Source organism: Elioraea sp., from assembly GCF_051860475.1.
Classification (GTDB): Bacteria; Pseudomonadota; Alphaproteobacteria; order Acetobacterales; family Acetobacteraceae; genus Elioraea.
In genome coordinates this window covers 14668-37562 of record NZ_JBHYDW010000015.1, presented here as the reverse complement: position 1 = coordinate 37562, position 22895 = coordinate 14668, and the positions used below count along the sequence as shown (strand labels likewise).

General features: G+C 72.0%; 22 protein-coding genes. 4 read left to right on the top strand and 18 right to left on the bottom strand.

All coding sequences use genetic code 11. The features are described from left to right. The 4 genes from ACTIFU_RS04945 to ACTIFU_RS04930 all read right to left on the bottom strand — a co-directional run. Positions 1-221: ATP-binding cassette domain-containing protein (locus ACTIFU_RS04945; protein WP_439577181.1), on the bottom strand; the 221-nt coding region annotated here is incomplete at its 3' end. Next, positions 218-1216, bottom strand: coding sequence for an ABC transporter ATP-binding protein (locus ACTIFU_RS04940; protein ID WP_439577180.1), 999 nt, complete (start codon positions 1214-1216; stop codon positions 218-220). The genes ACTIFU_RS04940 and ACTIFU_RS04945, both read right to left, overlap by 4 nt. After that, positions 1213-2046, bottom strand: coding sequence for an ABC transporter permease (locus ACTIFU_RS04935; RefSeq protein ID WP_439577179.1), 834 nt, complete (start codon positions 2044-2046; stop codon positions 1213-1215). Before ACTIFU_RS04935 ends, ACTIFU_RS04940 begins: the two co-directional genes overlap by 4 nt. Then, positions 2043-2960: an ABC transporter permease gene (locus tag ACTIFU_RS04930; protein WP_439577178.1), complete on the bottom strand. Its 918-nt coding sequence runs from the start codon at positions 2958-2960 to the stop codon at positions 2043-2045. Before ACTIFU_RS04930 ends, ACTIFU_RS04935 begins: the two co-directional genes overlap by 4 nt. 48 nt (positions 2961-3008) lie before the next feature. On the opposite strand from ACTIFU_RS04930, the gene ACTIFU_RS04925 reads away from it, so the two are divergent. Further along, entirely contained in the window at positions 3009-4148 is a 1140-nt protein-coding gene (locus ACTIFU_RS04925) for a serine hydrolase domain-containing protein (RefSeq protein ID WP_439577177.1), read from the top strand. A gap of 19 nt (positions 4149-4167) precedes the next feature. Here the strand turns inward: ACTIFU_RS04925 and ACTIFU_RS04920 are convergent, their stop codons facing one another. From ACTIFU_RS04920 to ACTIFU_RS04860, 13 genes are all read right to left on the bottom strand, one after another. Beyond that, entirely contained in the window at positions 4168-5127 is a 960-nt protein-coding gene (locus ACTIFU_RS04920) for an ABC transporter ATP-binding protein (RefSeq protein WP_439577176.1), read from the bottom strand. Then, positions 5124-5999, bottom strand: a complete 876-nt coding sequence (locus ACTIFU_RS04915) for an ABC transporter permease (protein ID WP_439577175.1) — start codon at positions 5997-5999, stop codon at positions 5124-5126. The genes ACTIFU_RS04920 and ACTIFU_RS04915 overlap by 4 nt, the downstream gene beginning before the upstream one ends. Continuing rightward, positions 5996-6922 carry an ABC transporter permease gene (locus ACTIFU_RS04910; RefSeq protein ID WP_439577174.1) on the bottom strand — a complete coding sequence of 309 codons (927 nt, stop codon included), beginning with the start codon at positions 6920-6922 and terminating at the stop codon, positions 5996-5998. Before ACTIFU_RS04910 ends, ACTIFU_RS04915 begins: the two co-directional genes overlap by 4 nt. Positions 6923-7101: 179 nt before the next feature. Then, complete coding sequence (locus ACTIFU_RS04905) at positions 7102-8658, bottom strand: ABC transporter substrate-binding protein (RefSeq protein WP_439577173.1); 1557 nt, start codon at positions 8656-8658, stop codon at positions 7102-7104. 45 nt (positions 8659-8703) lie between these two features. After that, positions 8704-9822: an NAD(P)/FAD-dependent oxidoreductase gene (locus ACTIFU_RS04900; protein WP_439577172.1), complete on the bottom strand. Its 1119-nt coding sequence runs from the start codon at positions 9820-9822 to the stop codon at positions 8704-8706. After that, entirely contained in the window at positions 9819-11189 is a 1371-nt protein-coding gene (locus ACTIFU_RS04895; RefSeq protein WP_439577171.1) for an FAD-dependent oxidoreductase, read from the bottom strand. The genes ACTIFU_RS04900 and ACTIFU_RS04895 overlap by 4 nt, the downstream gene beginning before the upstream one ends. Continuing rightward, entirely contained in the window at positions 11186-11458 is a 273-nt protein-coding gene (locus tag ACTIFU_RS04890; RefSeq protein WP_439577170.1) for a (2Fe-2S)-binding protein, read from the bottom strand. The genes ACTIFU_RS04895 and ACTIFU_RS04890 overlap by 4 nt, the downstream gene beginning before the upstream one ends. Beyond that, entirely contained in the window at positions 11455-12150 is a 696-nt protein-coding gene (locus ACTIFU_RS04885; RefSeq protein ID WP_439577169.1) for an SDR family NAD(P)-dependent oxidoreductase, read from the bottom strand. Before ACTIFU_RS04885 ends, ACTIFU_RS04890 begins: the two co-directional genes overlap by 4 nt. Beyond that, complete coding sequence (locus tag ACTIFU_RS04880; protein WP_439577168.1) at positions 12143-13120, bottom strand: ABC transporter ATP-binding protein; 978 nt, start codon at positions 13118-13120, stop codon at positions 12143-12145. The genes ACTIFU_RS04885 and ACTIFU_RS04880 overlap by 8 nt, the downstream gene beginning before the upstream one ends. Beyond that, the gene (locus ACTIFU_RS04875; protein ID WP_439577167.1) at positions 13117-14238 is read right to left on the bottom strand and encodes an NAD(P)/FAD-dependent oxidoreductase; all 1122 of its coding nucleotides are present in this window, start codon (positions 14236-14238) and stop codon (positions 13117-13119) included. The genes ACTIFU_RS04880 and ACTIFU_RS04875 overlap by 4 nt, the downstream gene beginning before the upstream one ends. Beyond that, positions 14235-15593, bottom strand: coding sequence for an NAD(P)/FAD-dependent oxidoreductase (locus tag ACTIFU_RS04870; RefSeq protein WP_439577166.1), 1359 nt, complete (start codon positions 15591-15593; stop codon positions 14235-14237). The genes ACTIFU_RS04875 and ACTIFU_RS04870 overlap by 4 nt, the downstream gene beginning before the upstream one ends. Further along, entirely contained in the window at positions 15590-15889 is a 300-nt protein-coding gene (locus ACTIFU_RS04865; RefSeq protein WP_439577165.1) for a (2Fe-2S)-binding protein, read from the bottom strand. Before ACTIFU_RS04865 ends, ACTIFU_RS04870 begins: the two co-directional genes overlap by 4 nt. Next, positions 15873-16988 (bottom strand): NAD(P)/FAD-dependent oxidoreductase, encoded by a 1116-nt coding sequence (locus tag ACTIFU_RS04860; protein ID WP_439577164.1) that lies wholly within the window; start codon positions 16986-16988, stop codon positions 15873-15875. Before ACTIFU_RS04860 ends, ACTIFU_RS04865 begins: the two co-directional genes overlap by 17 nt. Positions 16989-17048: 60 nt before the next feature. Here ACTIFU_RS04860 and ACTIFU_RS04855 point away from each other — a divergent pair, with 60 nt between their 5' ends. Beyond that, positions 17049-18563: an ABC transporter substrate-binding protein gene (locus ACTIFU_RS04855; RefSeq protein ID WP_439577163.1), complete on the top strand. Its 1515-nt coding sequence runs from the start codon at positions 17049-17051 to the stop codon at positions 18561-18563. Positions 18564-18565: 2 nt separating this feature from the next. On the opposite strand, the gene ACTIFU_RS04850 is transcribed toward ACTIFU_RS04855, so the two are convergent. After that, positions 18566-19948 (bottom strand): formimidoylglutamate deiminase, encoded by a 1383-nt coding sequence (locus ACTIFU_RS04850; RefSeq protein WP_439577162.1) that lies wholly within the window; start codon positions 19946-19948, stop codon positions 18566-18568. A gap of 86 nt (positions 19949-20034) precedes the next feature. Between ACTIFU_RS04850 and ACTIFU_RS04845 the strand changes: the two genes are divergently transcribed. Together ACTIFU_RS04845 and ACTIFU_RS04840 are read left to right on the top strand one after the other, a co-directional pair. Then, on the top strand, positions 20035-22089 hold the full coding sequence (locus ACTIFU_RS04845; protein ID WP_439577161.1) for a hydantoinase/oxoprolinase family protein: 2055 nt from the start codon (positions 20035-20037) through the stop codon (positions 22087-22089). Continuing rightward, positions 22086-22895, top strand: an 810-nt coding sequence (locus ACTIFU_RS04840) for a hydantoinase B/oxoprolinase family protein (RefSeq protein WP_439577160.1), incomplete at its 3' end; no start/stop codon positions are given. The genes ACTIFU_RS04845 and ACTIFU_RS04840, both read left to right, overlap by 4 nt.

The window sequence follows — 22895 nt, the reverse complement described above, 5'->3', positions numbered from 1 at the left end:
ACCAGCACATCCCCCGACGTGGGTGGCAGGAGGCCGAGGATCACGCGCGCCAGCGTGGACTTGCCGCAGCCCGACTCGCCGACCACGCCGAGCACGCCGCCGGTCGGCACCGAGAACGACACGCCGTCCACTGCGACGACGTGCTTCGCCTCGCCGAACAGCCCGGTCTTCACACGGAAATGCCGCGTGAGGTCATGCAGCTCGATCGCGGGGGCGCTCACGCGGCGAGGCTCGCCGGGCCGGACCAGTTTGGTGGCAGAACGCATCGATAGCCGTGCTCGGAGCCCGTCTCCTGCCACGCCACGGTGCGCGCGCATTCGGGGCGCGCCTGGCCGCAGCGGTCGCGGAACGCGCAGCCCTCGAAGTGGTGGCCGATGCGCGGCACCACGCCGGGGATCGAGCCGAGCGGCTGGTCGCGCCGCACCTTGCCGGGCGCGGGCACGCATTCGAGCAGGCCGCGCGTGTAGGGATGCGTCGGGTTGCCGAACAGTTCGGCGGCCGGCGCGGACTCCACGACCTCGCCCGCGTACATCACCGAGACGCGGTGCGCCATGCGCCCGACCACGCCGAGATCGTGCGTGATCAGCATGAGCGCGAGACCGAGATCGCGCTGGAGATCCATCAGCAGCCGCAGGATCTGCGCCTGCACCGTGACGTCGAGCGCGGTGGTCGGCTCGTCGGCAACCAGCAGTTCGGGGTCGCACATCAGCGCCATCGCGATCATCACGCGCTGGCGGAGCCCACCCGAGAGCTGATGCGGATACTGGCCGAGGCGCATCCGCGGCGAGGTGACGCGGCACTTCGCGAGCAGGTCCTCGGCGCGATCGAGCGCCTCGGCGCGCGGCCCGCCGCGATGGCGCCGGTACACCTCCGCCATCTGCGACCCCACCGTGTAGGCCGGGTTCAGGCTGGTCATCGGCTCCTGGAAGATCATCGCCATCTTGTCGCCGCGCAGCTTCGAGAACTGCGATTCGGAGAGCCGCAGCAGGTCCTGACCGTCGAAGGCCAGCCGGTCGGCCTCGCGCCTGCCGGAGCGCGCGAGCAGACCCATCACCGCGAGCGCGGTGACGCTCTTGCCGCAACCCGACTCTCCGACGACGCAATGGGTCTCGCCGCGATAGATGGTCAGATGCGCGCCGCGCACGGCGGCAAGACCGCCGAAGGAGACGCGCAGGTTGCGCACCTCGAGCAGTGCGGCGCCGGGCGTCGCGCTCATCGTACCTGGCTCGCGCCGACCATGTCGCGCAGCCCGTCGCCGAGCAGGTTGATGCCCATCACCAGCACGAACAGCGTGATGCCGGGCACGAAGATCACCCAGGGGTCGAAGAACATGTACTCCTTGCCCTCCGAGATCATCAGGCCCCAGGAGGGAAGCGGCGGCGGCACGCCGAGGCCGAGAAACGACAGCACCGCCTCGAGCAGGATCGCGAGCGCCATCTCGAGCGTGGCGACGACCGCGAGCGGGGAGAGGATGTTCGGCAGCACCTCGCGGCCGAGAATCCAGGCGCGCGAGCAACCAGCCGCCCAGGCGGCGGAGACGTAGTCGAGCGTGCGCACCTGCATCGTCGTGGTGCGCGCCACCACCGCGAAGCGGTCCCACAGTAGGAGCCCCAGCGTCAGCACGACCACGGTCAGGGAGGAGCCCACCAGCGAGACCACCGCAAGCGCCACCAGGATCAGCGGGATCGCGAGCCGGGTGGTGATGATGAACATCACGACATCGTCGACACGACCACCGAAGAAGCCGCCGATCACGCCGAGCGTGATGCCGATCAGCCCGGAGACGATCACCGCGGTGATGCCGATCAGCATCGAGATGCGCGCGCCCAGGATCAGCCGGGACAGGTAGTCGCGGCCGAGCTGATCGGTGCCGAGCAGATGCGCGGGATCGTGCCCGTCCATCCAGAACGGCGGCAGCAGCCGGCGCGTCAGGTCCTGCGCGAAAGGGTCGTGCGGCATGAGCAGTTCCGCGAATACCGCGCAGAACAGCACCACGCCGACGATCACGGCGCCGACGGCGAGGCCGGCGTTGCGCAGCACCCTCATGACGCGCGCAGCCGCGGGTCGAGCACGGCGTTCGCCACGTCGGCGATCAGGGTCAGCACGATGTAGATGACGGCAAACAGCAGCACCACCGCCTGGACGGTGGGAAAGTCGTTCTTGCTGATGCTCTCCCAGGCGAGGAAGCCGATTCCGTGCAGCGCGAACACGGTCTCGATCACGATCGATCCGCCGAGCATGAAGCCGAGCTGCACCGCGGTGATCGAGACCACCGGCATCGCGGCGTTGCGCAGCGCGTGCTTCAGCACGATCGAGCGCCGCGAGAGGCCCTTGGCGCGCGCGGTGCGGATGTAGTCGGACGACATGGCGTCGATCATGCCGGCGCGCGTCAGCCGCATCAGCGCCGGGATCGCCGAGAACGACAGCACGATCCCGGGCATCACGTAGTGCTCCCACGACCCGGTGCCCGAGATCGGCAGCCAGCCGAGCTGCAGTCCGAAGAACAGCATGAGCAGCAGCGCCAGCCAGAACGACGGCAGCGCCTGGCCGACCATCGCGACCAGTCCGACGGTACGGTCGACCCAGGTGTTCTCGCGCAGGGCGGCGAGGATACCGAGCGGGATCGCGACAACCAGCGCGATCCCCAGCCCCACCATCCCCAGCGTCAGCGTGATCGGCAGGCGTTGCCAGATCAGCGTCGAGACGCGTTCGCGGAAGAAGAAGCTCTCGCCGAAATCGCCCATGACCGCCCGCAGGGCCCAGTCGAAGAACTGGATGATCACCGGCCGGTCGAGCCCGTAGGCACGACGGATCGCCTCGACATCCTCGGCGCGCGCCTCCGGCCCCGCGATGACGATCGCGAGGTCGCCGGCGAGTCGCGTCAGCACGAAGGCAAAGGTCAGCACGGTGAGGGCGACCAGCACCGCGAGCGCCGTGCGACGGGCAAGGAACAGCAGCATCGGGGGGAAACTACGGGCGGGCGTCCGGCGCGGCAAGGTGCGGCCGACGTGGCGGGCGGTCGCGGTCTCTGCTACGTCCAGATCATGCCTGACCCCATCGCCCTCGTGACCCCGCTGCCTGCGGCTGAGCCCGTCGCGCTCGGCATGGACCCGGCCGCCCTCGCCGAGGCGGCCCGATTCGCGGAGGCGCACGAGACGCCCTGGCCGCGCGACCTGCGTGCCCATCTCGAGAGCGGCTACTTCGAACCGGCGCCGGACAACGCGATCCTCGGGCCGGTGGCACCGCGCGGCGGCCCAGCGGGGATGATCCTGCGCCGTGGCGCCGTGGTCGCCTCCTGGGGCGACACGGCGCGCGCCGACATGACGTTCAGCGTGGCGAAGTCCTACCTCTCGCTGCTGGCCGGCCTTGCGGTCGATGACGGGCTCGTTGCCGATCTCGATGAGCCCGTCTCGGCACGGGTGGGCTCGCCCGCGTTCGAAGGCGCGCGCAACGGCGCGGTGACGTGGCGCCAGCTCCTCACGCTGACCTCGGAGTGGGAGGGGACGCTCTGGGGCAAGTCCGACGTGATCGACCGCAACCGCGACCTCGCGCGCGAGGGCCGCGCGAAGAAGGGCGAGGCGCGGCCGCTGCACGCCCCGGGGACGTTCTGGGAGTATAACGACGTCCGGGTGAACGCGCTGTCGCTGGCGCTCCTGCACGTGTTCCGCCGGCCGCTGCCGGAGGTGTTCCGCGACCGGATCATGGACCCGATCGGCGCGGGCCGCGACTGGGCCTGGCATGCCTACGACACCGCGCGCGTGGCGATCGACGGCGTGGAGATGCCCTCGGTGCCCGGCGGCGGCCACTGGGGCGGCGGCGTGTTCATCGGCGCCGCCGACCAGGCCCGGATCGGCCTGCTGGTCGCGCGGCGCGGGCACTGGAACGGACGCCAGCTCATCGCCGGGTCCTGGATCGACGCGATCGCCGAGCCCGGCGCGCTGAAGCCCGAGTACGGACTGCTGTGGTGGCTCAACACCAACGGCGCGCGTGCGCCGGCCGCGTCCCCGCGCAGCCTGTTCGCCTCGGGTGCCGGAGGGCATGTGACCTGGATCGAACCCGAACGCGACCTCGTCTCGGTCACGCGCTGGCTCGATCCGGTGGCGTTCCCCGACTACGCGGCGCGCGTGATGGCCGCCGTCCGGGATTGACGGCGCCTCGTCCGCCGCGTCAGACCAGCACGCAGGCGGCGCCGCGCTCGCCATGGGCGCGCCAGGACGGATAGGTGGCGCGACACGCGTCACGCACAAGCGGACAGCGCGGATGGAAGTGACAACCCGACGGCGGATTCGCCGCAGACGGGATCTCGCCGACGATGCGCGGCAATGCCCCGCGCCCGGAGGGATCGGGCACCGGCGAAGCGTCACGCAGGACCCGCGCGTAGGGGTGCAGCGGGTCGGTGAACACCTCGCCCACGCCGCCCTCCTCGACGATGCGGCCGAGATACATCACGGCGACGCGGTCGCAGAACCAGCGCACCACGCCGAGATCGTGGCTGACGAACACGAAGGCGAGGTTGCGCCGCTTCTGCAGGTCGCGCAGCAGCAGCAGCACCTGGGCCTGCACCGAGACATCCAGCGCCGAGACCGGCTCGTCGGCGATCAGCAGTTCGGGCTCGACGGTCAGCGCGCGCGCGATGCCGATGCGCTGGCGCTGGCCGCCCGAGAACTCGTGCGGATAGCGGTCGAGCGCCGAGGGCGGCATGCCGACCTCGTCGAGCAGCGAGGCCGCGCGATCGCGTGCCGCGCGTCCGGAGGCGAGCCCATGCACGCGCAGCGGCTCGGTCAGCGCCTGGCCGATCGTGCGGCGCGGATTGAGCGACGAGTACGGGTCCTGGAAGATGATCTGCATGCGCCGGCGCAGCCGCGCCAGCGTCTCGCCGCGCGCGGCGCATACGTCCTCGCCGTCGAACCGGACCGTCCCGTCATCCGGCTCGATCAGGCGCAGCACGGCGCGTGCGACCGTCGATTTACCACAGCCGCTCTCGCCGACCAGGCCATAGGCCTCGCCTCGACGCACGGCGAAGGACACGCCGTCCACGGCGCGCACCGTCGTCGTGACCGGACGCGGAAAGCCCTTCGTCACCGTGAAGTGCTTCACCAGCCCGCCGACCTCAAGCAGCGAGGTCATTCGGCGCGCAGCTTCGGATCGGTCGCGTCGCGCAACCCGTCGCCCACCATGTTCAGCGCGAGCACCAGGATCAGGATGGCGACGCCGGGGAAGACGGCGAGCCAGGGCGCGTCGAGGATGTTCTCGAACCCGTCGCGCATCATCCCACCCCAGGTCGGTGTCGGCGGCTTCACGCCGAGGCCGATGAAGGAGAGCGAGGCCTCGGTGCGCACGGCAGTCGCCATCCAGAGGCTGCCCATCACCAGCACCTCGGAGAGGATGTTCGGCAGGATGTGCACGAACAGGATGCGTGCATGGCTGTAGCCGAGCGCTCGGCCGGCCTCGACGAAGGCGCGCTCCTTGAGCGTCAGCACCGGCGCGCGCGCGATCCGCGCGAAGGGCGCGATCGCCGTCAGTCCGATCGCGACGATCAGGTTGCGGAGATCCGGGCCGAGCAGCGCAACCACGATCAGGCCGAGGATCAGGCTGGGGAACGACAGCAGCACGTCCATCACCCGCATGACGAAGTTGTCGATGCGGCCGCCGACATAGCCCGAGATCATGCCGATGGCGCCGCCGATCACGATCGCCGCGGCGATCGCGGTGAGCGAGACGATCAGGCTGATCCGTCCGCCCCACAGGATGCGCGAAAGCACGTCGCGGCCGAAATAGTCGGTGCCGAGCGGATAGTCGCCACCAGGCGGGCTCAGTTGGTCGATGACGTTCTGCTCGATCGGGTCGTGCGGCGAGAGGATCGGGGCAAGGATCGCCGAGAGCGCGACCAGGACGCAGAGGATGACGCCGATGCCGGTGGTCGGATTGGCGAGGAAGCGGGAAACCGCGCGGCGGAGCGGCGAGACGGCGATGATCGCGGGAGCGGCGGCCGTGGTCATCCGTGCTTCACCCGCGGATCGATCAGGCCGTAGGTGAGGTCCGTGATCAGGTTCACCACCACGATCAGGAAGCAGTAGATCACCATCAGCCCTTGCAGCATCGAATAGTCGCGCTGGTTGAGCGCGCCGACGATGATCTTGCCCAGGCCCGGCCGGTTGAAGACGATCTCGGTCAGCACCGAGTTGCCGATCAGGATGCCGACATAGAGCCCGATCACGGTGACCACCGGGATCAGCGCGTTGCGCAGCCCGTGCTTCCACACCACCGCGCGCCAGGGCACGCCCTTGGCGCGCGCGGTGCGGATGAAGTCCTCGGACAGCACGTGCAGCATCGCGCTGCGTGTGACGCGCGTGATGTAGGCCGCCATCACCAGCCCAAGCGTCAGCGCCGGCAGCACGAGCTTGTGCAGCCGGTCCACCGGGTCGGCGAGATTGGCGTTGCCGATCACCGGGAACACCTTCCAGTGCAGCGCGAACGCGAGCAGCAGGAAGATCCCGGAGACGAACACCGGGAACGAGAGCCCGAGCAGCGACAGCAGCCGGGCGGCGACATCGATCGCGCGGTTGCGGTGCAGGGCAGCCCAGATCCCCACCGGCACGCCGACGACCGTGCCGATCACCATGGCCGCGCCGGTGAGATCGAGCGTGTGCGGCAGCACCGCCGCGACCTCGCTCACGATCGGCCTGCCTGTCACCAGCGACGTGCCGAAATCGCCGGTCAAGGAGGCGAACAGGAACTCGAAGTACTGCTCGTGCAGCGGACGATCGAGCCCGAGGCGCGTGCGCAGCGCCGCGATCGCGTCCGGCGTCGCCTGGTCGCCGAGGATCACCAGCGCCGGATCGCCCGGCACGATCCGCACGATCACGAACACCAATGTCAGAACCGCGACCAGGGTCGGGGGGGGGGCCCGCCGCCGCCCCACCCCCCACCCCCTAAAACGCGGGTGTCGCGCCCGCGGGTGCACGGAACCCCCGGGGCGCCGGGCCCGCACCCACCCCCCCAAACACAAACCACATTTCCACACCCCCCACGGGGGGGGGGGGGGGGCCCCCCCCCCCCCCCACCACGAAGCCGATCATCGGCGCGTCTCGCGCCTGCGGATCACCGGAACCGCGTCGCCTCGGTGATCAGGGGCCCGAGCGACATCGAGCCCTTCAGTTCGTAGCCGTAGTCGAGGCTGTTGTGGCGCGCGAACACCAGCAATGTCTCGAACAGCGGTACGCCGCACACGGCCTCGACCAGCTTGCGCTGCGCGGTCGCCCAGAGCGCGAGCTGCTTCTGCGGGTCGGTCTCAACGCGCGCGGCGTCGATCTCGGCATCCGCCATGGTGCAGTGGCTGAAGTTCGTGACCGCGGTCGGCGTCTTCACGATCGACCGGCCGTGATAGAACTGTGTCAGGTAGATGTCCGCGATCGGGAATCGCGCCGCGCCGTAGTACACGAGCGGGCTCAGATCCTGCCGGATCTGCTGGTGAAACGTCGCGTGCTCGACCACCTGGAGATCGAGAGTGATGCCCACGCGGCGGAGCTGCTGCTGCACCACCTGCATCCCCGCGAGCATCTCCGGCAACTGCGTATGGACCACGCGCACCGTGAAGCCGTTCGGGTGCCCCGCTTCGGCCAGCAGGGCGCGCGCGCGGTCGGGATCGTGCGGCAGCAGCGGCACGTCCGCGGTGAAGCCGAGATAGCCGCGCGGCACCAGCGACTGGCCCTCGCGGGCAACCGCGTCGCCGCGCCAGCGCACCAGCTCAGTGCGGTTGATCGCGTGCGCGAAGGCGCGGCGCACGCGGATGTCGTCGAACGGCGCCTGCCTGGTGTTGACATTGATGATCGAGAGCTCGGCCGGCTCGAACACGTCGACGATCACGTCCGGCAGGCGGCGGGTGCGCTCGAGCCAGGTGGCCTGTGCGCGGCCGTAGTTCACGTCGAGCTCGCGGTTCTGGAAGGCGAGGTCGCGCGAGGCATCCGAGGGGATGAAGCGGTAGGACACCCGCTTGATGTGCGGGGAGCCGCGGAAATAGCCCTCATGCGCGGCCAGTTCGAGCGACTGGTTCGGCGTGACGGCGGCGAAGGCGAAGGGGCCAGAGCCGATCGGCGCGCGCACGAAGGCATCGCCCTTCTGCTCGACGGCCCGCTTCGAGACGATGTAGCCGCCGGCGTAGTTGGTCACGAGGCCGAGCAGGCTGGGGACGTTCTCGCGCAGCCGGATCCGCACCGTGTGTGGGTCGACCACGTCCACCGACTCGAAGGCGCGGAAGTCGCCCGAGAACGCCGAGGTCGAGGCCTGCGCGGCCTTGCGCAGGCTGAACGCGACATCCTCGGCCGTGACCTCGCCGAAGCCGCCGTGGAACTGCACGCCGCGGCGCAGATGGAAGGTCCAGCTGCGGCCGTCGGCGCTGCTTTCCCAGCGCTCGGCGAGGTCGGGCTCGATCTCGGCCGGGTTGATGCTGCCCGGCTTGAACCGCACGAGGCCGTTGAACATCCAGGCGACGGCGACGCGGTCGATCGTCGTCACCGCGAAATGCGGGTCGAGCCGACCGACATCCTGCGCGGCCATGCCCACGGTCACCGTGGTCTTCGGTTGTGCCGCTGACGGTCCGCTCTGGACCGCCCAGCCGAGCGCCGCCGCGCCGGCCAGCAGTGCCATACGAAGCTTCATCGTCCCGCCTCCCATCCCCATTGTTGCCCTGCCATCATGTCGGCATCACCGCACGCTGCCAAGCGCGAACCGGTCGATCCGGAACGGGTCGAGCGGCACGTCGGTGCCCCCGTCGAGCACGAGCTCCGCGAGGATTGCGCCGATGCCGGGGCCCAGCATGAAGCCGTGGCCCGAGAAGCCGAAGGCATGGATCAAGCCCGGCGTGGTGCGGCTCGGCCCGATCACCGGCAGACCGTCGGGCATGTCGCCGTCGATGCCGGTCCAGCTTCGGATCACCTGCACGCCGGCGAGCCGCGGCACGAGTTCGATCGCGCGCGCCATCGCCGCGAGGGTGGGTTCCGGCAGCGGCCGGCCCCACGGGATGGCGGGATCGCTCACGCCGCGTCCGCCGCCGAAGATCACGTTGCCGCGGCGGATCTGGCGCAGATAGACGTCGCCGCCGACCACGCCCATGTTGGGCTCGATGAAGTAGGGGATCGGCTCGCTCACCAGCATGTTCGGTGCGAGCGGCGCAACCGTCACGGCCTCGCCGAAGCGCGCCGCGATCTCGCCGCCCCAATACCCCATGCAGTTCAGCGCGGTCGGGGCGCGCCAGGCGCGATCACCGATCGTCAGGACAAACGCCCCGCCGTCATGCGCGATGTCCTTCACGGGCGCGTGCTCGTTGATCTCGGCCCCGGCCGCGCGTGCCGCGTGGGCGAAGGCGGGTGCGAGCAGGCGCGGGTTGGCGGCTCCGTCCTCGGGTGCGAGCGCGCCGGCGACCACGCGCGGGCCGAGCCAGGGGTAGCGCTCGTGGATGCTGTTCGAGCCGATCAGGTCCAGCGGCAGATCGTTCGCGCGCGCGACCGCCATGTAGGCGGCGAGCTCCGCCTCCTCCTCGGCGCTGCGGGCGAGCTTCAGGTGGCCCGTCACCTCGAATTCGGCGTCCGTGCCGATCAGCTCCGGCAGACGTGCCCAGATCTCGCGCGATCGCCGTGCGATCGGCAGCTCCGCCGGGTGCCGCCCGTTCTGCCGCACCCCGCCATAGTTCACGCCCGAGGCCTGGCTGCCGACCAGACTGCGCTCGAACAGGGCGACACGCGCGCCGCGCCGTGCGAGATGCAGTGCTGCCGAACAGCCCGCGCCGCCGCCGCCCAGGATCAGCACGTCGTGGGTCGTGCTCATTCCGCCGCCAGCGCGAGGATCGGGATCGGCTTCACCGGCGACTGTCCGCGCAGCCGGCCGACCTCGGCGACATCGCAGCCCAACGCGTCGGCAAGGATCTCGGCGGCGGGCGGGCCGCAGACGCGCCCCTGGCAGCGCCCCATGCCGACGCGGGTGAACGCCTTGGCGCGGTTCACCTCGGGTGCGCGGCCCATGACGTGGCTCTCGCGTGCGGCGGCGCGTAGTTCGCCCGCGGTGATCGCCTCGCACCGGCAGACGATCGTTGCGTCGGGCGTGCGCGCGGCGAGCACGGCCGGGTAGGGGAAGGCGCGTTCGAGCGCGGCGCGGAAGCGCGGGATGCGGGCGAGCACGCGGGCGAGCCGCGCGACCTCGGCGATGTCAACCGCGGCGCCACCGTCCGCGATGGCAGCCCAGGCCGCGCGCGCGCCGGCAAGCTCGGCCGCGTCCGCGCCGGCAATGCCCGCGGCGTCGCCGGCGAGATAGATGCGAGGAACCTGCGTGCGGCCCGCGCCGTCATGCTGCGGCACCCAGTTGCGCTGCGTCCCGTCAAACGTGAACGGCACGCCGGCGAGATCGGCGAGCTGGCTCTCGGGCTTCAGACCGAAGCCTAGCCCGACGGCATCGCAGGCGATGCGGTGCTCGCGCCCGGCGCGGTCGCGCACGCGCACCGCCGCCACCGCGTCCGTGCCCTCGATCGCGATGGGCGCACCACCTTCGATCACCCGCACTCCCGCCAGGCGGAGTCGTGCGACAAGCGCGAGCCCCTTGGCGAAGGTCGTGGCATCGCGCAGCAGCCCGGCAGTCGCGCGCGCCTTGGTCGCGAACGGGGAGGTGTCGAGCACCAGCGCGACGCTCGCGCCGGCCTTCACGTACTGCGCCGCGACCAGCCACAGCAGCGGCCCGGTGCCGAGGAAGGCCACGCGCGCGCCGATCGCCGCTCCTTGCGCCTTGAGCGCGATCTGCGCGCCGCCGAGCGTGAACACGCCGGGCAGCGTCCAGCCCGGCACCGGCACGATCCGGTCCATCGCGCCCGTGCAGAGGATGGCACGCTCGAACCGGATCGCCTCGTGCCGTCCGGCGCGGAACGTGTCGAGCAGGCCGGGACGGAGGTTCCAGACGAGCGTGCCGGGGCGCCAGTCGCTGGCGTCGCGCAGCCGGTCGCCGAGCGCATGGATCGCCGCCGCCTTCGCCGCCTCGGTGCCGTAGAGGTCGCGATGGCTGCGCGTCGTGCCGGCAAGCGGGCGCTGGTAGATGCGGCCGCCATTCGCCGGCGCCTCGTCGATCCAGACGGGGCGCTGCCCGGCGCGCACCAGCACCTCGACCGCGCGCGTGCCCGCCGGGCCGGCGCCGACCACCGCCACCGTCATGCCCGCCGCACCGCCATGCCGGGTTCGAGCAACGTGGCGCAGGCGCGCACGCGCCCGAGCCCCTCCACCCACACGAAACAGTCCTGGCACGCCCCCATCCAGCAGAAGCCGGCACGCGTGCCGTCGCCGAACTCGCTCGTGCGCAGATGACCGGCGTTGGTGAGGATCGCGGTCATCAGCGTGTCGCCGGCGAGCGCCTCCGCCGGCGCGCCGTCGAGCGAGAAGAGGATGCGCGCGCGCTCGGTGTCGGCGCGGCGCACCAGTCTCACAGCGTCGGCTCCAGCCGGCAGTTCACCAGCACCTCCGCGACGACGGCGTGCGCGGGCAGGCGAAGCACGGTCTCGATCAGCGCGGCCACGTCCTCCGGCCGGCTCATCTGCGCGCGCGGGTGCCTGGTCACATGTGCGGTCATGTCGGTGTCGACGAAGCCGGGGCAGATTGCGGTGGCGCGGATGCCGTGATCCCAGCCCTCGCGGCGGATCGCATGCGTCAGCGCGACGGCAGCGAACTTGCTCGCCGCATAGCCCATGTTCTCGTTCGCCACCCGCTTGCCGGAGAGCGAGGAGAGGATCGCGACGCGCCCGTTGCCCGAGGCGACCAGATGCGGCCAGGCCGCGCGCACAAGATGCTTCGGACCCTTCACATTCACGGCCCAGAGTGCGTCGAGCGCGGTGTCGTCGGCATCCAGCAGTCGCGCCACCGGGTTGATTCCGGCCGCGGCCACCACGGCATCGATGCGGCCGAAACGCTCGGCCGTCGCGGCCGCCCAGGCATCAGCGCTCACCGGGTCCTCGGCATCGTAGCGATGCAAGAACAACCGGTTCGAGGCGGGCAGGTCGTGCCGGTCGCGCACGCCGGCCGAGACGCTGAAGCCGCTCTCCAGCAGCCGCAGCACGACCGCGCGACCGATGCCGCGCGCAGCACCCGAGACCATCGCGACGCGACCGTCCGGTTCAAGCATCCGCCAGGGCTCCCGTCGTCACGTGGCAGCGCACGCGATGGCCATCGCCCACCGGCACGAGCGCCTGCTCCCGCTCGCAGCCGTCGCGCCTGAGCGGGCAGCGCGGCGCGAAACGGCAGCCGCGCGGCATCGCATCGAGCGCGGGCACGCGTCCGGGGATCGCGGCGAGGTCCTGGCCGGCGCGGTCCATGCGCGGAATGGTCGCGAACAGCGCGCGCGTGTAGGGGTGGCCGGGATCGGCGAAGATCGCGTGCACGGGCCCTTCCTCGACGATCTCGCCCGCGTACATCACCGCCACCCGATCGGCGATCTGCGCCACCACGCCAAGATTGTGGGTGATGAACAGCACCGAGGTGCCGTGGCGCGCGCGCAGATCGGCGAGCAGCCCCAGCACCTGCGCCTGGATCGTCACGTCGAGCGCGGTGGTCGGCTCGTCGGCGAGCAGCACGGCCGGTTCGCAGGCGAGCGCCATGGCGATCATCACGCGCTGGCGCATCCCGCCGGAGAACTGGTGCGGATACTCCGAGAGGCGCGCGGCCGCCGAGGCGATCTTCACCTCCTCAAGCAGGCCGAGCGCGTGCTTCAGCGCCTGCTTGCGCGGCATGCCGCGATGGCGGATCAGCGGCTCGGCCACCTGGTCGCCGACCGTCATCACCGGGTTGAGGCTGGTCATCGGCTCCTGGAAGATCATCGCGACGCGATCGCCGCGGATCTTCTCGAGCTCCGGCTCGGGCAGTCCGGTGATCTCGCGCCCCTCCAGCGCAATCCGCCCCGCGGCGATGCGCCCGGCCGGCACTGGCACCAGCCCCATGATCGACAGCGCGGTCATCGACTTGCCGCAGCCGCTCTCGCCGACCAGCGCCAGCGTCTCGTTGCGCGCGAGCGTGAAGGAGATGTCCTTCACCGCCGGATACCACGCGCCGCCGATGCGGAACTCCGTGCGCAACCCCTCGACCGCGAGCGCCGTCATGCCGCCGCCGTCTCGATCAGCCGCGCGGGCGCGAAGGGCGCGACGGGCAGGTTGGTCGTGCCGCGCATCATGATCTCGGCCACCGCCGCGCCGGCGGCGGGGGCGAGCTGGAAGCCGTGCCCGGAATAGCCGAAGGAGTGGACCAGGCCCGGGCAGGTGGTGCTCTCGCCGATCACCGGGATCTCGTCGGGCGTGCGCGCCTCGATGCCGCACCAGCTGCGCACGATGCGCACGCCGCGCATCAGCGGAAACAGCTCGGCGGCGATGCGCGCGGCCTTGGCGAGGTTGCGGAAATCCACCACCGCCGTCTCGGCCGCGAGATCGGCGCGGCCCTGATGGCCGCCGCCGATCAGCACCGTTCCCGTGTCCGTCTGCTTGAACGACAGCGCGCGTGAGGCCGATCCCACGGTCGGCTCGACGAAGCGCGGCAGGCGTTCGGTGACGATCATCATCGACGACTTCACGCCGCAGCGGATCGTCTCGCCGGCCATGCCCGCGATCACCGTCGCCCAGGCGCCGGCGCAGTTGGCGACCCGCTCGGCCTCCCACGCGCCGCGCTCGGTGACCACGCGCAGGCGGCCCGAGCCGGTGCGTTCGAGCGCAACGACACCCGCGCCCTCCTCGATCACCGCCCCGGCTTCCGTGGCGGCGCGCCGGAACGCCATCACCGTGCGCATCGGATCGGCCGCACCGTCATCGCGCACCACCAGCGCGCCGACCACGTGCGGCGCGACCGCGGGCAGCAGCCGCCGCGTCTCGGCGCGATCGACCACCTCCTCGTGCGACCAGCCGAGCGCGCGCACCTCGGCTTCGCGGCGTTCGAGCTTGGCGAGATCCGCCTCGCTCTCCGCCACCTTCACCTGGCCCGAGGGGCGGAACCCGCCATCGTCGCCGACCAGCGCGGGCAGGTTCGTCCACATCTCGTGCGCCACCTGCGACAGCGCGATCTCGCGCAGATCGCGTCCGAGGCGGCGCACGCCGCCGGCATTGACGCCCGAGGAGTGCCGCCCGACATGGCGCCGCTCCAGCACCGTGACGGGCCAGCCGGCGCGCGCGAGATGCAGCGCCGTCGAGAGCCCGTGCAGCCCGCCGCCGATCACCACTGCGCGCGAGGTCATTGCACGGTCTCGTGCAGCGCGGCGAGCTCACCGAGCGTCAGCGGCTTGGTCGGGAAGCGCAGCCGGTAGGGCTCGACCTCCTGCACCTTCACGCCACGCGCGGCCGCGATCACCGCCGCGACCGTCGGTCCGCACATCCGCCCCTGGCACGGCCCCATGCCGGCGCGGGTGAACGACTTGAGCTGGTTCGCGCCAAGGCAGCCGAGCGAGACGGCCTCGCGCACGCGTCCCGCCGTCACCTCCTCGCAGCGGCAGAGGATGGTGTCGTCATCCGGTTCAATCGGCAGCGGCGCGAACAGCGCATCGAGGAACGGGCGCACGGCCAGGTGCCTCGCCCGCGCCGCGACGAGCGGGGCAGCGGCGCTGTCGCGGGCCGCCTCGGTGAGCCGTTCGAGCGCGGCGGCGATGCCGAGGGCGGCGATGCGGCCGGAGAGCTGCGCGACTGCGGCCCCGCCGATCCCAGCCCCGTCGCCGGCGATCACGATCCGCGCGTGGCTGCTGCGGCCCCACGCATCGGTCGCCGGCTTCCAGCAGCGCTGCGCCTCGTCCCAGACATGCGCGCAGCCGAGCGCGCGGGTGATCTGCACCGAGGGGATCACGCCGTCATGCAGCAGCAGCAGCGAGGCGGGTCTGGTGTGCACCGCGCCGTCGGCGACGGAGCGGATGCGCTCGAGCCGCCCCTCGCCCTCGGCACGCACATCCGTCGCGCGGATCCAGGGCACGCCAGCGCGGCGGAGCGCGAGCCGCCACACCAGCCCGCGCGCGAGATAGGACGGCGCCCGCAGCGCGCCCGGCAGATGCGCGAGCGCGCGCCGCCGCCCGCCCGGGTCGGCGAGGTCGAGCACGCCGGCGATGCGTCCGCCCGCGGCGAGCGCCTGCGTCGCATAGAGCAGCAGCAGCGGCCCCTGGCCGGCGAGCCAGATATCGCCCGACGGGACGAGGCCGCCCGTCTTCAGCGCGATCTGCGCTGCCCCGACGGTCATCACGCCCGGCAGGGTCCAGCCCGGGATCGGCATCGGCCGCTCCGTCGCGCCGGTCGCGATCAGCACCTGCGCCGCCTCGGCATCGCGCGCGCGGCCCTGCTCGCTCCAATAGACGCGACCCTCGGGCTCGACGCACCAGACCGTCGCGCCGAACCGCGCCTCGGCGCCGCACGCCCGGAAGGCCCGCACGGCCTCCTGTGCCGCGCGGTCGTCGCCGTCCTTCGCCGCGCGCGCCTCGATCGCCTGCCAGATCCGCCCGCCGGGCGCGGGGTTCTCGTCGAGCACCACGACCGAGAGCCCATGCGCGCGCGCCTCGGTCGCCGCGGCGATGCCGGCCGGGCCGGCGCCGATGACCGCGAGATCGACCCTCATGCCGCATCCTCGGCCGCGACATCGCGCACGCCGTGCTGGCGTTCCACGCGCATCCCCTCGCGCACCGGCACGAGGCAGGTCTGCACGCCGCCCACGCCGTCCACCACGGCGAGGCAGTCGAAACACGCCCCCATCATGCAGAACGGCCCGCGCGGCGCGCCGGAGACCGCGGTCGTGCGAAAGGCAAGGATGCCGGCGGCGAGCAGCGCCGAGGCGACGCTCTCGCCCTCGCGCGCGCGGATCGGTGCGTCCTCGAACAGGATCGTCACCCCACCGGGATCAGGCCGCGTCAGCATGGAACCGTTCCGGCCCGAGCTCGGCGACGAGATCGGGCAGCCGCCCGGCGAGAATCGCCTCCGCCAGCGGGCCGGCATGCGCGGCCGCCAGCGTCACCCCCGAGTGGCACACCGCGACATAGGCGCCGCGATGCGTGCGCGACCGGGCGTAGATCGGATAGCGGTCCGGCGTCATCGGCCGGAGCGCGCCCCAGGCGCGCACCATCCGCGCGCGCGACAGCGGCGGCAGCACCTGCACCGCGCGCGCGGCCATGCGCGCGAGATCCTTCACGGTCGTCGCGGTCTCCCACAGGTTCTCCTCGTAGCTGACGCCGATCTGCACCACGCCCTCGGCGGTCTGGCGGATCGCGCTCGCCGGCAGGGGCAGCATCGGCGGCAGCCGCTCGGTGACCATGTTCTGCCCACGCACCGGATGCACCGCGACCGGCATGCCGAGCATGGCCGCGAGCTTCGGCGTGCCGAGCCCCGCGGCGATCACCACGCGATCGGCCTCGATCGTCCCGTCCCCGCGATGCACGGTGAAGCCGGGCCGCACCGCCTCCACCGCTGCGCCGGGACGATGGTCGCCGCCGGCGGCACGGAAGGCCGCATGCATCCCCCGCAGCAGCAGCAGCGGATTGACGTCGCCGTCCTCGGGCGCGAGCGAGGCGCCGAGCACGCGTGGGCCCAGCGGCGTGCCGGGGATCAGCGCCTCGAGCTCGCGCCGATCCAGCATCCGCACCGGCGTCGAGGCACCGCCGATCTGGTTGTGCAGCCGCCGCACATCCTCGACGCGCTGTTCCCATTCCCGCTCGCCGAGGGTGAAGATCAGGCCGCCCTTGCGGCGGAAGCCGATATCGGTGCCGGCAGCACCGCTCATCGCCTCGGCGAACGCATCCCACCGGCGCAGGCTCTCGCGCGTCCAGGTGGCGTAGGCCGGCATGCCGTCGCCCTTGCCCTGGCTCCAGACCAGGCCGAAATTGCCGCGCGCCGCCCGCAGCGCCACGTCGCCCTCGTCGAGCAGCACCACGCGCGCACCGCGCCGTGCGCAGCCGAGGGCGATGGCGGAGCCCACCATGCCCCCGCCGATCACCGCGACATCAAAACGCTCCGCCATCATTTGCAGTATCCGGCGCGCCGCCCTAGCCTGCAAGCCGTCGATCGGAACCGGGAGGTGTGCATGCTGCGGATCGTCCTCGCCTTGGCCCTGCTCGCCACGCCGGCCGCGGCGCAGACGCTGCGGGTGGGTCAGATCGGCCAGCAGACGGGCACGCTCGATCCGCACCGCGCCACCGCCACGCCCGACAAGGGCCCGGCGAGCTGGATGTTCGACGGGCTGGTGCGCTTCCCGCCCGGCTCGGCCGATCCCGGCACGCTCGAGCCCGATCTCGCCGAGCGCTGGGAGCGCAGCGCCGACGGGCTCGCCTGGACCTTCACGCTGCGCGAGGGCGTGCAGTTCCACCACGGCATGGGCACGCTGACCGCGGAGGACGTCGCATTCTCGATCCGCCGTGCCGCGACCGCCGAGAGTTCGGCCTTCGCCGGCGACTACCGCGATCTCGCTGCTGTCGAGGTGGTCGATCCGCGGACCGTGCGCGTGGTGTTCCGCCAGCCCGTGCCCAGCGCGCTCGGCCTGCTCGCGAACTACCACGGCGGCATGATCGTCTCGAAGCGCGCGGCCGAGACCGGCGACTTCGCGCAGCGCCCGGTCGGCACGGGGCCGTTCCAGTTCGAGGCGGTCGAGCCGGGCGGGCTCCGGCTGGTCGCGCACGCGCAGCATTTCCGCGGCACGCCGAAGCTTGCCGGCGTGCATGTGCGCTTCATCCCGTCCGACCAGACACGCGAGCTCGCCTATACCGCCGGCGAGCTCGACCTGTTCATCGGCCGGCGCGAGCAGCGCTGGGTGGAGCGGATGAAGCAGGCGCCGAACACGGTGGTGGAGGTGTTCGGTCCGGGCGAATTCCGCACTCTGCTGCTCAACACCCGAAGCGCGCCGCTCGACGACATCCGCGTGCGCCGCGCCGTGATCCACGCGATCGACGTGCCGGGGATCGTGCGCTTCGTCGGGCCGGATGTCGCGCAGCTCTGGCCCTCCCCGGTGCCGCCCGGCTATCTCGGCGCCATCACCGATGTGCCCACCTATCCGCACGACCCGGCGCGCACGCGCGCGCTGCTCGCCGAGGCGGGGCATCCGCAGGGCATCACACTGAAGGCGGTGGTCTCTTCGATCACGGCGCAACTGCCGATCATGGAGGTGATCCAGGCACAGCTTCGCCGCGTGGGCATCACGCTGGAGGCGGACGTGGTCGAGCACGCGACCTACCACGCGCGCATCCGCCAGGACCTCTCGCAGATGACATTCTATGGCGCGGCGCGGTTCCCGGTCGCGGATTCCTATCTGACGCAGTTCTACCACTCGCGCTCGGCTCCCGGGCAGCCGACCATGTCGCTGAACTTCGCCCATTGCAGCGCCGCCGATGCCGAGATCGACGCCGCGCGCAGCGAGCCTGACCCGGAGAAGCAGGCCGCGCTCTGGGCGACCGCGCAGCGCAAGATCATGGAGGCGGCGTGCTCGCTGCCGCTCTATGACCTGCGCCAGGTCTGGGTCCGGAGCAGCCGCGTGGCACTCGGCTACGCGCTCGAGGGGGCCATGAACCTCGCCCCGCCGATCACCGCGGAGACGGCGCTGCGCTGACGTCAGGCGAGCAGGCAGCGCATCGTCACGGCGAAGCGCGTGGCGATCGCCTCCTCGTCCGCGTGATGTCCAGCGACGATGACCCGACGGCCGGCGACATGGACGTCGCGCACGAGCCCTGGCGCGGGCGCGAACACGAGCGTGTCGCCGATCGCCGCACCGTCGCGGCCGGCGAGCATCGGATGCGCGCCGTCGAGCACGACCAGATCCGCACGACGGCCGGGGGCGATCGCGCCGGTGGGCTGCGCCGCTGCCTGCGCGCCTGACGAAGCGGCGGCGGACCAGAGCGCGGTGCCGCTGGAGGGCTGTTCTGGGCTCGCACCGACCGCACGCCGCAGATGCCGCAGCCGCTGCGCGTATTCCAGCATGCGCAGTTCGCCGGCCGCATCGGTGCCGACATGACTGTCCGTGCCGATGCCGAACGCCCCGCCGGCCGCACGCCAGCCGAGGAACGGGAACACCCCGTCGCCGAGATTGCCCTCGGTGGTCGGACACAGCCCGGCGACCGCGCCGGTCGCCGCGAGCGCCGCCGTCTCCGCCGCGTCCATGTGCGTCGCGTGGACCACGCACCAGCGCCGATCGACCGGCAGATGCGCGAGCAGCCGTTCGACCGGGCGCTGCCCCGTCGTGGCGCGGCACTCCTCGACCTCGCGTGGCTGCTCGGCGGCGTGGATGTGCAGCGGCGCAGCCGGGTCGGCGCGCCGGACCGCCGCGGCGAACGCCCCGAGTTCCTCCACCGTCACCGCGCGCAGGGAGTGCGGCGCGGCGCCGACGCGCAGCAGCGGGTCGGACGCGGCCTCGCGACGCAGCGCGGCGATGATGTCGAGCACGCTCTCGGCCGGCAGGAGGAAGCGACGCTGGCCCTCGCCTGGCGGCCGGCCGAAGCCGCCGTGCCGGTAGAGGCTCGGCAGGATCGTGCGCGCGATCCCCGCCTGTCGGGCCGCGGCAAGGATGCGCCAGGCCATCTCCGCCGGATCGGCGTAGGGCGCGCCGGCGATGTCGGCCTGGAGATAGTGGAACTCGACCACGGCGGTGAAGCCGCCCTTCAGCAGCGCGACGCAGAGCTGCGCCGCGATCGCCTCGACGTCATCGGGAGTGAGGCGCGCGAGAAACCGGTACATGGTCTCGCGCCAGGACCAGAAGTGATCCTCGCCCGAGGGGCTGCGCGTCTCGGCGAGCCCGGCCATCGCGTACTGGAAGGCATGGCTGTGCAGGTTCGTCATGCCGGGCAGCACGGGGCCGGCGAGGGGCACCGCGCTGCCGCACGGCGCGTCGGCCGCGACCGCGCCGATCGTTCCGTCGGGCGCGACCGTGATCGCGACATCGCGTGCCCAGCCGCCGGGCAGCAGCGCCCAGGGCGCATGCAGGGTCGTCCTGTCGGTCACGCTGTTCCGCTCCCGCTGCCTTGCCGCGATGCCGCTCGCCGCTAGGATGCGACGCGACGGGTTGAACCGACCAGAGGGGCTGGGGCATGGCGTGGCGTGTCGGCGTCGATTCCGGGGGCACGTTCACGGATGTCTGCCTGTTCGACGAGGAGTCCGGCCGGATCGAGGTCTGGAAGGTCGCCTCGACGCCCGATGATCCGTCGCGTGCGATCGCCGAGGGCGTCGAGCAAGGCATGCAGCGCGTCGGCGGCGGCCCGGGCGATGTCGCCTATTTCGGTCATGGCACGACGGTCGCGACCAACGCGCTGATCCAGCATCGCGGCGTGCCGACCGGGCTGGTCACGACCGAAGGCTTCCGCGACCTGCTGGAGATCGGCCGGCAGAAGCGCCCCGATCTCTACGACCTTCAGGTGGACAAGCCGCCGGTGCTGGTCGCGCGCGACCTCCGGCTCGAAGTGCCCGAGCGCGTGCGTCATGACGGCACGGTCGAGACGCGGCTGGACGAAACTGCGCTGCGCGAGGCCGCGCGCGCGCTGAAGCGCGCCGGGGTGAGCGCGGTCGCGGTCTGCTTCCTCTACGCCTTCGTCCGCCCGGAACACGAGGCGGCCGCGCGCCGCATCCTCGCCGAGGAACTGCCCGAGGCGTTCCTCTCGATCAGCCACGAGATCGCGCCCGAGTTCCGCGAGTTCGAGCGCATGTCCACCGCGGTGGTGAACGCCTATCTCGGTCCGGTCATGCAGCGCTACATCCGCCGGCTCGCCGAGCGGCTGAGCGCGCTCGGCATGTCCGCGACGCCGCATCTGACGCAGTCGAACGGCGGCGTGATGGGGCTCGAGGCGGCGGCGAACATGCCCGTGCGGATGGTGCTCTCAGGTCCCTCCACCGGCGTGGTCGGCGCGCAGGCGGTCAGCCGGCTCGCGGGTTTCCCCGACCTGATCACCTTCGACATGGGCGGCACCAGCACCGATGTCGCGCTGCTGCAGAGCGGCGAGCCGCGGCTCGCGAGCGAGAGCATCGTGCACGGCTATCCGATCAAGGCGCCGATGCTCGACATCCACACGGTCGGCGCCGGCGGCGGCTCGATCGCCTATGTGGACAGCGGCGGCCTGCTCAAGGTGGGCCCGCGCAGCGCCGGCGCCGACCCGGGGCCGGTGTGCTACGACCGCGGCAACGACGAGCCGGCGGTGACGGATGCGAATGTCGTGCTCGGTACGCTGCACCCGACGCATCTGCTCGGCGGGCGGATGCCGATCCGGCGCGAGCGCGCGATCGCGGCGATCGAGCGGCTCGCGAAGCGGCTCGGCCTGGAGACGATGGAGACCGCGCAGGGCATCCTTTCGGTCGTCACCGCCAACATGGCGAAGGCGATCCGCGTGATCAGCGTGCAGCGTGGCCATGATCCGCGCGACTACACGCTGATGGCCTTCGGCGGCGCGGGTCCGCTGCACGCCGCTCGGCTCGCGCGCGAGCTCGAGATCCGGCGCGTGCTGGTGCCGCGCAACCCAGGCATCCTGTGCGCGATGGGCCTGCTGCTGACCGACCTGCGCGCCGATTTCGCGGCGACACGGCTCACCCCGCTCGGCAAGGAGGCGCTCGTGCCGATGCGCGTGGCCTTCGAGACGCTGGCCACGCAGGCCAAGGCATGGTTCGACCTCGAAGGGATTCCTGACGAGGCGCGGCGCGTCACGCGCACCGTTGATATGCGCTACGCCGGGCAGAACTACGAACTGCCGGTCGCGCTGCCGGACGGGCCGTTCGATGCGGGCACGCTCGCGCTGCTGGCGGAGGGGTTTGCCGCGGAGCATCGCCGCATGTACGGCTTCGTCGCGGACGGCGAGCCGGTGCAGCTCGTCACCTTCCGCATCGAGGCGACAGGGACCGTGCGCAAGGCCGCGTTCACCGCGCAGCCGCTCGGCGCCGAGGATGCCTCCGCCGCGCGCGAGGCGACGCGCGATGTCTGGCTGCCGGAGGCGGGCGGCTTCGTCGCCGCGCCGGTCTTTGCGCGCGACCGGCTCCGCCCGGGCAACCGCATCGCCGGCCCGGCGATCGTCGAGCAGATGGACTCCACCACCCTCGTGCTGCCCGGCATGAGCGCGCGCGTGGACGGCTACGACAACCTGATCCTGGAGGCCGCGCCATGAACCTCGCGCTCGATCTCGCCCGGCCGCAGGTGGACCCGATCACCGTGGAGGTGATCGGCTCCGCGCTCTCCTCGATCGTCGAGGAGATGGGCGAGGCGCTGGTGCGCGCCTCCTACTCCACCAACATCAAGGAACGGCGCGACTGCTCGACCGCGCTGTTCGACGTCGAGGGCCGCACGCTCTGCCAGGCCGAGCACATCCCGATCCATCTCGGCAGCTTCATCGGCGTGGTCGAGCGCATCCTGAAGCGCCATCCGGTCGAGCAGATGCGCCCGGGCGACGTGTTCGTCGGCAACGACGCCTACGAGGGCGGCGGGACGCACCTGCCCGACATCGTGCTGGCCGAGCCGATCTTCGTCGAGGGGCGCATCGTCGCCTGGGCGGTGAACCTCGCGCACCACGCCGACTTCGCCGATCGCGGCCATGCGCACATCTACCAGGAGGGGCTGCGCATCCCGCCGATCCGGCTCTACCGCGAAGGCAAGCTGCAGGAGGACATCCAGGAGCTGATCCTGCTGAACTGCCAGGTGCCGCGCGAACGGCTGTCCGACCTGCGCGCGCAGATGGCGGCGAACCGGCTGGGCGTCGCGCGCATGCAGGCGCTCTCTGCCAAGTACGGCACCGGGACGGTGCTGGCCGCCGGCGCGGCCCTGCTCGACTACGCCGAGCGCAAGATGCGCGCCGGCATCGCCGCGATCCCCGACGGCGTGTGGCGCTTCCAGGACGTGCATGACAGCCCCGAGATCGACGGCGAGCTGCCGCTCTCGATCGAGCTGGAGGTGAGGGGCGACACGATGCACCTGCAT